Genomic DNA, 12,904 nt, shown 5'->3' on the forward strand with positions numbered 1-12,904 from the left:
TCAACTTTCTCCCGTCTCGGTCCCGGTTTGTGAGTGCGGCTTACGTTGTCTGAAGAGTGCGCGGCTACGTAACGGTTGGCTGCCTAAATAGGGGCTTAAGGCTAACCGCATTAAGCGCTTGAATACCTGTAAACGTGCTGGTGTATTAATATTAAAAACGGCGATGGCTTGAATATCAGTGGCTAAGAAATGCTGTGTCGATAAGTCACTGTGTACATCGACATTGTGTACATCGACATTGGCCTGACAAAAGCCCTGCCCCGGCACAAACAAATAGTAGCCATCGCCGCTTAAATTGGCACCACTATTGATATCGGTTTGCCAATCGAAAGCGAGTCCCGATAGCGATAGTAACTGCCACTCAAAACGACGTAAGACCAATTCATACTGGCTATTATTGTCAGCCGATGACTGTAGCAGTTGTAAAGCCTGCTGATATTCAACAAAAAGCTCTTCGGCAGCAGCCTGCATGGGTAACAAGCGTTGCAATAACTCGGTCAGATAAAAGGCGCTAAACAAACGCTCGCCGCGCAACGATAAAGGCTTCGCAGCGGCTTCGGCGTTACTTAGGGTTTTCAGATCGTGGCGCCCTCGCAGTTCGACCTCTAACAACTGAAATGGCTGCAATAGCGCTCGCCATGGATTTTTGGGTCGCTTCGCGCCTTTTGCAATAACCCGTATCCGGCCCTGTTGCTGAGTAAAGAGTTCCAGTAATAAACTGGACTCTTGATAATCCCAGCGTTGCAGCACGAACGCCTGTTGCACGGCGCTTAGTCCTCTTGATAGCCCAAGCTACGTAAGGCGCGTTCGTCGTCAGACCAACCCGACTTAACCTTGACCCAAAGTTTTAAATTAACTTTAGTGCCGGTTAAACGCTCAAGATCACGTCGTGCATCAGAGCCGATAGTTTTTAAACGGCTGCCCTGTTGACCAATCACCATCCGCTTTTGGCCATCACGCTCGACCAAAATCAATGCGTGAATATGCGTTGTACCGACGTCAGACACTTGATACTGTTCAATTTCAACCGTGGTTTCGTATGGCAACTCTTCACCGGTATAGCGCATTAGCTTTTCGCGAATAATTTCAGCAGTCATAAAGCGTATTGAACGATCGGTGACGTAATCATCGGGAAAATAATGAATGCTCTGTTTAAGGTGACCACGAATAACCTGCTGTAGACGCTCAAGGTTATCACCCTGGGTTGCCGAAATCGGAATAATATCGGCAAACTGCATATGCTCATTAAGTTTTTGCAGATGAGGTAAAAGCTGATCTTTGTGCTTAATCTGGTCGACTTTATTGACCAACAACACCGCCGGTACGCGCGCTTTTTTCAGCTTTTCTAACACTAACTCATCGTCACTCAACCAGCGGGTGTTTTCTACCACAAACAAAATTAAGTCAACATCGTTAATCGCGCTGCTGGCGGTTTGATTCATCAGTCGGTTAATGGCGCGCTTTTCTTCTTGATGCAGACCCGGCGTATCAACATAGACGGTCTGATAATCGCCATCGGTGTCAATACCGAGAATACGGTGACGGGTGGTTTGCGGTTTTTTTGAGGTAATACTGATCTTCTGCCCCAGAATGCGGTTCAGTAAGGTCGATTTACCCACATTGGGACGACCAACAATGGCCACGAACCCAGAGTATTTCTGTGTATTTTGTTGGTCTGACGAATGCTGACTCAATCTGTTTCACCTTGAATAATGGCTAATGCTTTAGTCGCCGCATCTTGTTCGGCTTTGCGTCGGCTGGTGCCGCGTCCAACCACGGTTTCGCTGATCGGTGCTACCTCACAGCTCACGGTAAATTGCTGATTATGCGCCTTACCCCGGGTTTCCACCACGTTGTATTCGGGTAACGCCAATTGACGCGCCTGCAACCACTCTTGCAGCTGTGTCTTTGCATCTTTTTGACTAATACCTGGCTTAATTTTAGCTAAACTTTCGGCATACCAGCTCAAAATCATCGGTCGACAAGCGTCCATGCCACTTTCCAAATAGACCGCACCGATTAACGCTTCCATAGTGTCAGCGAGAATCGATTCACGCCGATAACCGCCGCTTTTTAATTCGCCCGGGCCTAGCACTAAAAATTCGCCAAGACCAAACTGTTTAGCTAATTTAGCCAACGCCCGGCCGCACACCAAGGTAGCGCGCATACGACTCAAATCGCCTTCAGCGGCTTCAGGAAAGCGATGATAAAGCTCATCGGCAATGACGACACTTAAAATAGAGTCGCCCAAAAATTCTAACCGCTCGTAATGTTTAGCCGAGGCACTACGATGGGTCAGCGCTTGTTCGACCAGATCATCGCGCTGAAAACGATAACCGATGACTTTTTCTAATTGGGCTAAGGGTGGTCGGGGTAAGCTCATTATCGGTTTGCTCCTGACTCACTGTGCGCACCGTCGTCACCGATAGTGCCCAAGCGCGACCACCGTACACCAGTCGGCAGCCATTGCGGTAACCAGCTATCGGCACTGCGATCCATATCAAAACTCATCCAAATGAATACTGCCCGTCCCACCAAGTTTTCTTCCGGCACAAAGCCCCAATAACGGCTATCCTGAGAGTTATCACGGTTATCGCCCATCATAAAATAATGGCCTTCGGGAACGATAAATTCGTCGTTCTGAGTACCCGGCTGACGAAAGTAACGCGCATAATCCGATGGCCGTCGCGGATTAATCAACACTTGGTGACTCACCTCACCGAGTTTTTCGCGGTATGCCTGATAAGGCTGAGGGCCGTCAAAATAAGGGCTTTCTTGTTCAAACTCCATCGCCATCACCTGCATTGGTGGACAACGCGTGCTATCCGCTTTATCGCAAGCCGGGGTAATGTATAAGTTTTTATTGCGATAAATGATGCGGTCACCGGGTAAACCAACGACTCGTTTAATGTAATCTAACTGAGGATTAGGCGGATATTTAAAGACCGCAATGTCACCACGCTGCGGCCCCTCGGTGTTAACCAAAGTCGAGCGGAATAACGGATCTTTAATATCATAAGAAAACTTTTCCACCAGAATAAAGTCACCACGCAACAGCGTCGGCATCATCGAACCCGATGGAATTTGAAATGGCTCGTACAAAAAAGAACGGAAAATCAGTACCGCCGCAATGACCGGAAATATCGACTGCGCATACTCAAAAGCGGTAGGCTGAGGCGCCACTTGCTGGCGTTGTTCTTCGGATAAGGTGCTACCACTTTTTTCCTCTACACTGGCAATACGCGCCTGCCGCTTTGGCTTTAATACACGGGCATCGTATAACCACATGACACCGGTCAAAATGGTTACCAAGGTTAAAATCACCGAAAAATAATTTGCCATCAGCCTACTCTGTTAATGTATTTATTGTGGTTATGCCGCAACGTTCTCAGTTGGCCACTTACTTACCCACTTTAAGTACCGCCAAGAAGGCTTCTTGCGGCACTTCGACGTTACCCAATTGCTTCATCCGCTTTTTACCCTCTTTTTGCCGTTGCAATAGCTTTTTCTTACGGCTGACATCGCCGCCGTAGCATTTAGCCGTGACGTTCTTACGTAATTGTTTAACCGTTGAACGTGCAATGACGTGGTTGCCGATAGTTGCTTGAATCGCGATATCAAACATTTGCCGCGGAATCAGCTCACGCATTTTATCAACCAACAAACGACCCCGACTTTGTGAATGTTCACGGTGCGTGATCATGGCCAAGGCATCGACTCGGTCGCCGTTAATCAATATATCGACGCGCACCATGTCGGCTGCCTGAAAACGCTTAAATTGATAGTCCAATGATGCGTAACCACGACTAGTCGATTTTAAGCGGTCAAAGAAATCCATGACCACCTCGGCCATCGGCAACTCATAAGTTACCGCCACTTGTTTGCCGTGATAGGCCATTTTGGTTTGCACACCACGCTTCTCGACACATAAATTTATGACGTTACCGAGAAATTCTTGTGGCACCAGAATATTGGCTTCAACAATGGGTTCGTAAATGGTCTCAATATCATTGACCGCGGGCAAATTGACAGGGTTATCCACCTTAACCAGACTACCGTCGGTTTTCTCGACCTCATAAACCACCGTTGGCGCGGTGGTGATCAAATCGATATCGTATTCGCGCTCTAAGCGTTCCTGAATGATCTCCATATGCAGCATACCTAGGAAGCCACAACGGAAACCAAAGCCCAACGCCGCCGAATTTTCCGGCTCATAGAACAACGACGCGTCATTTAACGATAATTTGCCCAGCGCGTCGCGGAAGTTTTCGTAATCGTCCGAACTAATCGGGAACATACCCGCATAAACTTGCGGCTTAACCTTTTGGAAACCCGGCAACGGCTTTTCTGCGGGCTGCTTAGTTAGGGTTAACGTATCGCCTACCGGCGCGCCTTGGATTTCTTTAATACCGGCAATAACAAAGCCCACCTCGCCGGTACGCAAAATGCCGGTTTCGGTTGGCTTAGGTGAGAAAAAGCCGACCTTATCGATTTGATAAGACTGCCCCGTCGACATCACTTTCATCTTATCGCCAGCACGTAAGGTACCGTTTTTAACACGCACCAACGACACCACGCCTTGGTAATTATCAAACCAAGAATCAATGATCAGTGCTTGTACCGGCGCATCAACATCACCGTCTGGCGCAGGAATGGTTTGTACAATACGCTCCAACACCTCTTCGATACCGATGCCGGTTTTTGCCGAGCACTGCACTGCATCAACCGCTTCGATACCCACGATATCTTCGATTTCTTGCGCCACTGCCATCGGGTCAGCCTGCGGCAAATCAATTTTATTCAGTACCGGCACCACTTCCAGATCCATCTCGATGGCGGTATAGCAGTTAGCCAATGTTTGCGCTTCGACCCCTTGCGCCGCATCAACCACCAACAACGCCCCCTCACAGCCAGCCAAACTGCGTGACACTTCATAAGAAAAGTCGACGTGACCGGGCGTATCGATGAAATTCAATTGGTAAGTTTCGCCATCTCTTGCGGTGTAATGCAAGGTCACGCTCTGTGCTTTAATGGTGATACCACGTTCACGCTCGATATCCATAGAATCAAGCACTTGCTCAGCCATTTCGCGGTCGGTTAAACCACCGCAATGAGCTATCAAGCGATCGGATAGAGTCGATTTACCGTGATCGATGTGAGCGATGATAGAGAAATTTCGAATATTACTTTGCTTAAACGCCTTATCTGGCATTAACGACACCTCAAAAAACGCAAACAATTAAGGAATTAATGGTCGTCGATCATACTGATGTTGGGCTTAACTACCAAGTCATTTCGGCGTTTTCGTGACATTTCACTGAAAGTTAATCATTTAATAGACAACATCGCCTATAAAAATGAAAATTCAGCCATTATCATCACAGTGCTTTTAGGCTGAGCAACTGTTGTACTTGTAGATCGCGATAACGTAACCAGCAGCGCAAGCCGTAAAAAGTTAGCGCCATGGCAGCGAACGAGCATAGAATACTGGCGCCTTCGGCGAAGTTTAACGCCGGGCCGGTCAATAAAGCGGTTAATAACAAGGCTAATATCGGTAAGCTATAAACCAGCAACGAATAACGTGTCACATGCTGTTCTGGAATACTGAGCTCGACTTGGTCACCAACGCTAAAGGCTCCCTGCGTTGGAACTTCAAACTGCGCGCGACGATCACTAAATACCTGCGATAATAAGCCAGCCCCGCATTGGCGTTGCTGTTCACAACCACTACAGCCACTTTTGAGCTGCGTGCTTACCACCACAATGCCGGGTTTTATCGCTACAACTTCGGCCAATTCACGAATCATTATTGCCCCACCGACTGATTACTATGTCGTTGAATACGCATATTATCGGCAATTTTAACCACCGTTTCCAGTGGCAGTTTACCAACCACAGCAATGGTAAAAGCGCCCTGGCGGCGGATATAGAGTGAATCGGCACCCGATAATGCTAAGGGCGAGGCGACCTCTTCTTCACTAGCTGGCGTCACGTAAATCGAGAACGATGCTAACCCGTCGCTATATAAATAATGATCAGCGGGTACCCCACTGACGGCCAGCGCATGATGATTGCCGCGTACTAGATCAAAACCACTTGGCAGCCAAGCCGCTTCTGCGGGATAGCGTGGTTCAGCACGTTGGTCGTTAATACTTAACAGGGGTGGCAAATCAATATCGTGTAGCTCGGTTAATACCGATGCCGGTTGTTCGTCTAAACGCAAACTGGTCAGCTGAATTTGCTCAACCACTTCACCCTGTGGACTCATCATCGCACTTTTCAACAACATGCCGGTTTCTTTGTCTATCCAAATGGCATAACCAAAGCGCTGTTCATCACGACTCACTAATCTAATATGTTGCGCATTGCGGTCAATCACACGTGCTCCCCCCAAAGGCACCGCACGATAGTCAGCAGCGAGTTGTTGAAATGGTTGGTAAAACGCCGTCGGAATTAAACCATAGACGGTATCAGCGTGAAGGCTATAAGCACTACTTGAGCGATTGTAATAGGCAGTACGTTGATTGATACGCAAAACCCGATAATCAGGGCCGTTCAAGCGCATCAACAATTCAATTTCGGCGTTATCGTCGGCTAAGCGGCCATGTAGCCAACGGAAGGGTTCAACCCGCTCGCCTTGCACATGAACCAGCGAGGCATCGAAATTTTGCTGCCTTAACGCGCTCGCCATTTTGTCAAACCAAGCCGCACCAGCTTGCTCTTCCTGCTGATGCTGAGTGCTTTCGGCAGCGCTGGGTGTTTGCTGAGCTTGTAAGCTAAAAGCGAGTAGGCTGGTACTCAGCACCAGCCCCCATAACCCGGTTTTTTTCATCGCTGTGGTGGTTGCTGTTGCTGCTGTTCCTGTTCGTCAGCGGCTTGTTGTTGACGCAACTGCAATTGCTGCTGATGATCGAGAATGAACGATTGCACCTGACGCCGCTGTTGATTGGCGTCGGTAGCCTGATTAGTGGTGACAGTGTTCCAACTAACCGGCGCACGTCCACCGATGGGATTAGTTACCCAAGCCGGTTGCATGGCTTCTTCAGCAGTACCGGCTTCTGGCGTTTGTAACTGCTGTACCGAAACCACCGCTACTGCAGCGACACTAGCTGCTACCGCCAATTTCGCCGCCGGTTGCATCCAGCGCATCGCCGCACGCCGTAACGCACCGCTACGCGCACGTAAATCCGGTTGCAACGCCTCACCATCGTCCTGACCCGGTAGGGGCTGGTCGTCAGCACCGACACCGGCGGCAATGGCTTGACTCACTTGCGCACTGATATCAAGCGTTTGCGACGGCTGACTTTCGCCACGCATGACGCTGCCTATCAGGCTATAACGTTGCCATTGCTGTTGTGCGGCCTCATCGGCTAACAGCTGCGCTAACGCTTGTGAGTCTTCAACGTCGTTATCGAGCAACGCTGACACATATTGTAAGCCTTTATCAGACATACTATTTCCTCGGCTAACTACCGCTGTAACAGCGGCCGTAGTTGGTTATCAATTGCTTCGCGGGCGCGGAAGATTCGCGAACGAACGGTGCCGATTGGGCAATCCATTTCGATAGCAATCTCTTCATAGCCCATGCCTTCGATTTCACGCAATGTAATGGCACGACGTAAATCTTCTGGCAATTCATCGATGGTTCGCATAACCACGTCACGAATCTCATCGGTTAACAACATACTTTCTGGTGATGAGTTATCTTTTAACGCACCACTACCCTCGTAAAATTCAGCCTCATCAGCATCAATATCCGACGCTGGAGGCTTACGTCCCTGCGCAACTAAATGATTTTTTGCCGTATTCACAGCAATGCGATACAACCATGTGTAAAAAGCGCTATCGCCGCGAAACCGGGGCAACGCCCGATAAGCTTTGATAAAAGCTTCCTGTGCCACATCGGCAACATCTCCCGGCTGCTTAACATAACGGGAAATCAGGCTCATCACTTTGTGCTGGTACTTCTTTACGAGCAAGTCAAATGCTGCTTGTTCACCGCGCTGGACACGCTCAACCAGCAGCTTATCAGTCTCTTGTTCGCTCATCCGAGCCCGTTCTCCTCGACTCCCGATTATTTTTATAGGTGGCGGCCCGAAGCGTTGTTACAGGCATAGACCGACACATTTTGAAAAAGTTTCGCAATCAATAATCAAAAGAGTAAAATCGTTAAAAATTCATAATCGGTACTGTAATGGAACAAGCAGCCAATTATCAATGCGACGTACTCATTATTGGTAGCGGCGCCGCCGGCTTAACCTTAGCGTTACAACTGGCAGACGACGCCCATGTCATGGTGCTTAGTAAAGGACCGCTCACGGAAGGCTCGACCTTTTACGCACAAGGCGGCATAGCTGCCGTGTTCGACGAGGGTGACAGCATCGAGAGTCATATCGAAGACACCCTAGTCGCTGGAGCAGGCCTTTGTGACCGCGCTGCGGTGGAGTATACCACACAGCACGCAAAAGAAAGCCTGCAATGGCTAATCGACATCGGTGTTGGTTTTGATCAGCTCGACAGCGTTAACGGTGAGCCGCGTTATCACTTGAACCGCGAAGGCGGTCATAGTCATCGCCGCATTCTACATGCCGCCGATGCCACCGGCCGCGCCGTGCAAACCACCCTACTTGAGCAAGTACGGCAACATCCGAACATCGAGTTACTCGAGAGTTATAACGCAGTCGACTTGATCACCGGGCGCCAGTTAGGGCGAGAAGCAGGCTGTTATGGCGCCTACATTTGGAACCGCAAACGCGAACAGGTAGAAACCGTCGCGGCGCGTTTTGTTGCATTGGCCACCGGCGGCGCCAGCAAAGTGTATCAATACACCAGCAACCCCGATGTCGCTAGCGGTGATGGCATCGCCATGGCCTGGCGTGCTGGCTGTCGAGTCAGCAACATGGAGTTTAATCAGTTTCATCCAACCTGCTTGTATCATCCTAGCGCTCAAACATTTTTGCTAACCGAGGCCTTGCGTGGTGAAGGCGCTATCCTTAAACGCCCTGATGGTAGCCGTTTTATGCCGCAGTTTCATGAGTTGGCCGAGCTTGCACCACGAGATGTGGTGGCGCGCGCCATCGACTATGAAATGAAACGTTTGGGGGCAGATTGCATGTATTTAGATATATCGCATAAACCCGCTGATTTTATTAAAGAGCACTTCCCCACCATTTATCAAAAATGCTTAAGTCTTGGCATTGATATGACGCAGCAACCGTTACCGGTGGTGCCAGCAGCGCATTATACCTGTGGTGGCGTACGTACAGACTTAAACGCGCACACCGATTTGCCAGGCCTATACGCGATTGGCGAAGTGGCTTACACCGGCTTACATGGCGCCAATCGCATGGCCAGTAATTCGTTACTGGAATGTTTAGTCTTTGCCCGCGCCGCCGCTGCCGATATGCGCGAACGTCTCGCCGATAAACCTCGCTTGACTCATTTGCCGGCATGGGACGAAAGCTTGGTCGGCAACTCTGACGAGGAAGTTGTCATTCAGCACAATTGGCACGAACTACGCTTATTTATGTGGGATTACGTCGGTATTGTGCGAACCACTAAACGATTAGAGCGTGCCTTACATCGTATTCAGTTATTACAGCAAGAAATCCACGAGTATTACGCCAATTTCCGCGTTAGTAATAACTTGCTTGAGCTGCGCAACTTAGTACAAGTAGCAGAGCTAATCGTACGCAGTGCGATGCAGCGTAAAGAGAGCCGCGGTTTACATTATACGCTGGATTATCCTGACCTATTGCCACAAGCCGAACCCACCACTCTGGTCCCGCGCCGCCAATTTAGCAAACAGCGCCTGATGCAGCGCCAATCGTCATGGCTAAATTGCCAATAGCCGAGCCATAGCCAGCAACCGTTCGAAGCGGATTTAACGCCAACGGATTTAATCAGCTTCAGTATAAGCAAAAAGTCACAGATAAGCGGTGGCTGCATTAACACGTAGGTAGCCGCAGCATGCTGTCGACAGTCAGGCAAGTGAATGTAGCTCGCGCAATCATCGAACATGATCGCGCGCCAGCGACAAGGCTTGTTGAACGCTATGGTATAACGCTGCATATCACGTTTAGCCGTAAGCGGCAACTGGTTAGACTTTAACGCGTGATAAAATCAGTTGTACCATGCTATTTAACTCGGCATCTGGGCATTGTTGGTGACCCATAAACCAAGCGAATAAATCGGGGTCATCGCAGGTTAACAAACGTCGAAATATATCCTGCTGTTTTAGATCGAGTTCGTCGTAAGCTTCTTCCACAAATGGCAAAAACAACACATCAAGCTCCAACATGCCGCGTCGGCAAGCCCAACGCAAGCGGCCCTTGTTACCTTTTAAAGAATCGGCTGACTGCTTTAATTCGAACATCTTTCATCCCCAAGTTTAACAAACGACACTTGTAATCCGTGATTTAGCCCCAATACTGATGGGTAACATCCTAAACCGAGGTACTGTCGTGGTTGAGCTAACTCAAGAGTTTACCAAAGCGTCGCCCGAAATCGTAACGGTTTCGTTAGACGATTACGGCGTTATCAGCGTTTCTGGTGATGACGCGAAAATGTTTTTGCAAGGCCAATTAACCTGCGATGTTGAGCAACTAAGCGAACAAGGCTGGGTTTATGGTGCGCATTGCGATAACAAAGGTAAAACCCTGAGTGCTTTTTGGCTGACACGGTGGCAACAGCAATGGTTGCTTATTCAGCCGCGTAGTAGTTTAGCAGAATCCTTGGCGCAGCTGAAAAAGTTCGGCGTTTTCAGTCGAGTTGAAATCAGCGATGCTACTGACCGCTGGCATTTCTCAGGGGCGTTTGGTAGCACCGTTTGCCAATTGCTAGCCGATCGCACGGGGCTAGCGATTAGCGATAAACCCGGTGCACAAGCCGCTAACGACCAGCATTTAGTGTTGACTATCGGCGACAGCCCTTGTCAATTATTGCTGTTAAGCGAAGCTGCCTTACCGCACGAGTACCCGGCTATTTATTGGCACGCATTGGAAAATGAACGCGTTCGTGCCAGACTAGATCCGATAAGCGTTGGCGAGTATGTGCCGCAAATGCTCAATTTGCAGGCGTTGCAGGCCATTAGCTTTACCAAAGGATGTTATATCGGCCAGGAGACCGTTGCCCGTATGAAATATTTGGGCAAACAAAAGCGTGCGCTCTTCCGAGCTACCGGGAAAGCGCATAATGTTAGCAATGGCGATACGCTTGAGCGTGCTGTTGCTGATAATTGGCGTCGAGCCGGCGTGGTAATTAATGCAGTGAACCGCGCCGATGATCAAGTAGACGTACTATTGGTGCTACCGAGCGATAGCGAAGTCGGCAACAATTTACGCGTGCAAGGTCAGGACGAGAGTCTTCTGGAAATACACCCACTGCCTTATCAATTGGATTAATTTATGAGCGAAGTTATTGCGCAAGACAAAGTTGTCGCCATCAATTACAGCGTTAAAACTGGTGAAGGACAGCTGCTGGACGAGTCTAAAGAAGGCGCGCCGTTAAGCTTTATTTTTGGTCGCGGCATGTTAATTCCCGGCTTAGAGAAAGCGTTAGAGGGCAAAACAGTTGGCGATAAGTTCAGCGCTGAAATCGCGTCACAAGACGCTTACGGCGAGCGCCATGACGGTTTAATTCAAACCGTTCCGCGGCAAATGTTTGGCGATAACGAAGTGGCTCCCGGCATGCAATTCCGTGCTAGCACCGACCAAGGTGAGCAGTCAGTTGTTATCGTTGATGTCAGCGACGAAGAAGTCACCGTCGATGGTAACCACCCATTAGCAGGCGTCGATTTGGCGTTTGACGTGGAAGTTGTTGAAGTACGCGAAGCGTCAGCTTCTGAGCTGGATCATGGTCATGTGCATGGCCCAGACGGCGAACATCACGACCATTAATCAATCCCTTAATGGTGTCTCCGCCAGTTTTAACTTAATCGTATCGCTCGACGTTAATCTTGTTGCGATTCTGCCCAAGCTTTAGGGTCGTAATCAGCCCCCTCAAACAGCACAATATAATCGTCATCCTCGGCCAATCGAATGGCGACGTCAAACTCACCGGATTGTTGCTGCTGTTGCTTATCTGATTTAAATTCAATATCAACCGATAAACCTGCACTACCCGGCCCCATCTCAGCCAGACGCTGTTGAAAAGCTTGTAAGCGTTCAACCCCTTCATCGGTTAACGCAAATAGCTGGGTCGACAGCTGCCGATCAGCTTGCCACCAGCGGCTCTCACTATGTTGCCGACTACTTAATTCGGTTATTTTTAAGTCGTAAACGGTGGTTAGCCCGTCGCTATCTCGCAACTCTAATAATAATGAAGAACGTTCCACATCCACCGCTAAATGGGCATCAGCGGTCAAGCGTACGCGTAAAGCTTCGGCTTCAATAGCGAGAAAGTCAGCCTTATCAAATCGACTCATACGCCATAAGGTGCTCATCGGTACCGAGGTACAAGCCACTAGGGTGAGTAGCAAGCAAGCGCCCGTTAACCAACGCCAGCCAGATTTCTTATTATTCATACGCGGTTATCCTAATTTTAAACCGTTAACGCAGGGTTTATCTGGTACTGCTAGCACCACCCCCTGTTCACTGTAAAAGCCGGTGACCAAACACTCTGAACGCATCGGTCCAATTTGTTTTGGCGGAAAATTAACCACCGCTAAGACTTGTTTACCTATTAGCTCATCAAGTTGGTATAAATCGGTAATTTGAGCGCTGGATTTTCGTACGCCGATGGTTTCGCCGAAATCGACCCAAAGTTTATAGGCGGGCTGACGAGCTTCGGCAAATGGTTGCGCATCGCAAATGGTGCCAACGCACAACTGTATTTTTTCAAAGTCTTGCCAACTGATTTGTTGCTGATTATCACTGCTCATTATAGGTCGTCCAACGATTGAAAG

15 protein-coding genes are annotated in these 12,904 nt (G+C 49.1%); 3 read left to right on the forward strand and 12 right to left on the reverse strand.

The genetic code is table 11. The features are described 5' to 3' along the window. The 9 genes from recO to rpoE all read right to left on the reverse strand — a co-directional run bounded on the left by recO (position 1) and on the right by rpoE (position 8,048). Positions 1-765 (reverse strand): DNA repair protein RecO, encoded by a 765-nt coding sequence (recO, locus tag A10D4_RS04230; RefSeq protein WP_008487960.1) that lies wholly within the window; start codon positions 763-765, stop codon positions 1-3. A 5-nt stretch (positions 766-770) separates the two neighbouring features. Further along, on the reverse strand, positions 771-1,694 hold the full coding sequence (gene era / locus A10D4_RS04235) for a GTPase Era (protein ID WP_008487961.1): 924 nt from the start codon (positions 1,692-1,694) through the stop codon (positions 771-773). Beyond that, positions 1,691-2,383 carry a ribonuclease III gene (gene rnc, locus A10D4_RS04240; protein ID WP_008487962.1) on the reverse strand — a complete coding sequence of 231 codons (693 nt, stop codon included), beginning with the start codon at positions 2,381-2,383 and terminating at the stop codon, positions 1,691-1,693. Before rnc ends, era begins: the two co-directional genes overlap by 4 nt. Further along, complete coding sequence (gene lepB / locus A10D4_RS04245) at positions 2,383-3,342, reverse strand: signal peptidase I (protein ID WP_008487963.1); 960 nt, start codon at positions 3,340-3,342, stop codon at positions 2,383-2,385. The genes rnc and lepB overlap by 1 nt, the downstream gene beginning before the upstream one ends. 58 nt (positions 3,343-3,400) lie before the next feature. After that, on the reverse strand, positions 3,401-5,212 hold the full coding sequence (gene lepA, locus A10D4_RS04250) for a translation elongation factor 4 (protein ID WP_008487965.1): 1,812 nt from the start codon (positions 5,210-5,212) through the stop codon (positions 3,401-3,403). A gap of 166 nt (positions 5,213-5,378) precedes the next feature. After that, complete coding sequence (locus A10D4_RS04255) at positions 5,379-5,807, reverse strand: SoxR reducing system RseC family protein (protein WP_008487966.1); 429 nt, start codon at positions 5,805-5,807, stop codon at positions 5,379-5,381. Beyond that, on the reverse strand, positions 5,807-6,832 hold the full coding sequence (locus tag A10D4_RS04260; protein ID WP_008487967.1) for a MucB/RseB C-terminal domain-containing protein: 1,026 nt from the start codon (positions 6,830-6,832) through the stop codon (positions 5,807-5,809). The genes A10D4_RS04255 and A10D4_RS04260 overlap by 1 nt, the downstream gene beginning before the upstream one ends. Next, positions 6,829-7,452 carry a sigma-E factor negative regulatory protein gene (locus tag A10D4_RS04265; protein ID WP_008487968.1) on the reverse strand — a complete coding sequence of 208 codons (624 nt, stop codon included), beginning with the start codon at positions 7,450-7,452 and terminating at the stop codon, positions 6,829-6,831. Before A10D4_RS04265 ends, A10D4_RS04260 begins: the two co-directional genes overlap by 4 nt. 17 nt (positions 7,453-7,469) lie before the next feature. Next, a complete protein-coding gene (gene rpoE / locus A10D4_RS04270; protein ID WP_008487969.1) occupies positions 7,470-8,048 on the reverse strand; it encodes an RNA polymerase sigma factor RpoE in 579 nt (192 codons plus the stop codon). A gap of 146 nt (positions 8,049-8,194) precedes the next feature. On the opposite strand from rpoE, the gene nadB reads away from it, so the two are divergent. Further along, positions 8,195-9,850 (forward strand): L-aspartate oxidase, encoded by a 1,656-nt coding sequence (nadB, locus tag A10D4_RS04275; protein ID WP_008487970.1) that lies wholly within the window; start codon positions 8,195-8,197, stop codon positions 9,848-9,850. Positions 9,851-10,099: 249 nt separating this feature from the next. On the opposite strand, the gene A10D4_RS04280 is transcribed toward nadB, so the two are convergent. Then, positions 10,100-10,375, reverse strand: a complete 276-nt coding sequence (locus A10D4_RS04280) for an FAD assembly factor SdhE (protein WP_008487972.1) — start codon at positions 10,373-10,375, stop codon at positions 10,100-10,102. Positions 10,376-10,463: 88 nt separating this feature from the next. Between A10D4_RS04280 and ygfZ the strand changes: the two genes are divergently transcribed. Both ygfZ and A10D4_RS04290 read left to right on the forward strand, forming a co-directional pair. Further along, entirely contained in the window at positions 10,464-11,402 is a 939-nt protein-coding gene (gene ygfZ, locus A10D4_RS04285; protein ID WP_008487973.1) for a CAF17-like 4Fe-4S cluster assembly/insertion protein YgfZ, read from the forward strand. A 3-nt stretch (positions 11,403-11,405) separates the two neighbouring features. Next, the gene (locus tag A10D4_RS04290) at positions 11,406-11,897 is read left to right on the forward strand and encodes an FKBP-type peptidyl-prolyl cis-trans isomerase (protein WP_008487974.1); all 492 of its coding nucleotides are present in this window, start codon (positions 11,406-11,408) and stop codon (positions 11,895-11,897) included. Between the two features lie 53 nt (positions 11,898-11,950). Here the strand turns inward: A10D4_RS04290 and A10D4_RS04295 are convergent, their stop codons facing one another. Both A10D4_RS04295 and A10D4_RS04300 read right to left on the reverse strand, forming a co-directional pair. Continuing rightward, on the reverse strand, positions 11,951-12,523 hold the full coding sequence (locus A10D4_RS04295) for a hypothetical protein (protein WP_008487975.1): 573 nt from the start codon (positions 12,521-12,523) through the stop codon (positions 11,951-11,953). Positions 12,524-12,529: 6 nt separating this feature from the next. Then, positions 12,530-12,880: a tRNA-binding protein gene (locus tag A10D4_RS04300; protein WP_008487976.1), complete on the reverse strand. Its 351-nt coding sequence runs from the start codon at positions 12,878-12,880 to the stop codon at positions 12,530-12,532. Between the last annotated feature and the right edge of the window lie 24 nt (positions 12,881-12,904).

Source organism: Idiomarina xiamenensis 10-D-4, from assembly GCF_000299895.1.
Taxonomy (GTDB): domain Bacteria; phylum Pseudomonadota; class Gammaproteobacteria; order Enterobacterales; family Alteromonadaceae; genus Idiomarina; species Idiomarina xiamenensis.

Excerpts from the sequence above, each read along its gene's own strand:
- A10D4_RS04265 (WP_008487968.1), bottom strand. The coding sequence starts at position 7,452 with ATGTCTGATAAAGGCTTACAATATGTGTCAGCGTTGCTCGATAACGAC.
- rnc (WP_008487962.1), bottom strand. The coding sequence starts at position 2,383 with ATGAGCTTACCCCGACCACCCTTAGCCCAATTAGAAAAAGTCATCGGT.
- lepA (WP_008487965.1), bottom strand. The coding sequence starts at position 5,212 with ATGCCAGATAAGGCGTTTAAGCAAAGTAATATTCGAAATTTCTCTATC.
- rpoE (WP_008487969.1), bottom strand. The coding sequence starts at position 8,048 with ATGAGCGAACAAGAGACTGATAAGCTGCTGGTTGAGCGTGTCCAGCGC.
- nadB (WP_008487970.1), top strand. The coding sequence starts at position 8,195 with ATGGAACAAGCAGCCAATTATCAATGCGACGTACTCATTATTGGTAGC.
- A10D4_RS04295 (WP_008487975.1), bottom strand. The coding sequence starts at position 12,523 with ATGAATAATAAGAAATCTGGCTGGCGTTGGTTAACGGGCGCTTGCTTG.
- A10D4_RS04280 (WP_008487972.1), bottom strand. The coding sequence starts at position 10,375 with ATGTTCGAATTAAAGCAGTCAGCCGATTCTTTAAAAGGTAACAAGGGC.
- lepB (WP_008487963.1), bottom strand. The coding sequence starts at position 3,342 with ATGGCAAATTATTTTTCGGTGATTTTAACCTTGGTAACCATTTTGACC.
- A10D4_RS04260 (WP_008487967.1), bottom strand. The coding sequence starts at position 6,832 with ATGAAAAAAACCGGGTTATGGGGGCTGGTGCTGAGTACCAGCCTACTC.
- A10D4_RS04300 (WP_008487976.1), bottom strand. The coding sequence starts at position 12,880 with ATGAGCAGTGATAATCAGCAACAAATCAGTTGGCAAGACTTTGAAAAA.
- A10D4_RS04290 (WP_008487974.1), top strand. The coding sequence starts at position 11,406 with ATGAGCGAAGTTATTGCGCAAGACAAAGTTGTCGCCATCAATTACAGC.
- A10D4_RS04255 (WP_008487966.1), bottom strand. The coding sequence starts at position 5,807 with ATGATTCGTGAATTGGCCGAAGTTGTAGCGATAAAACCCGGCATTGTG.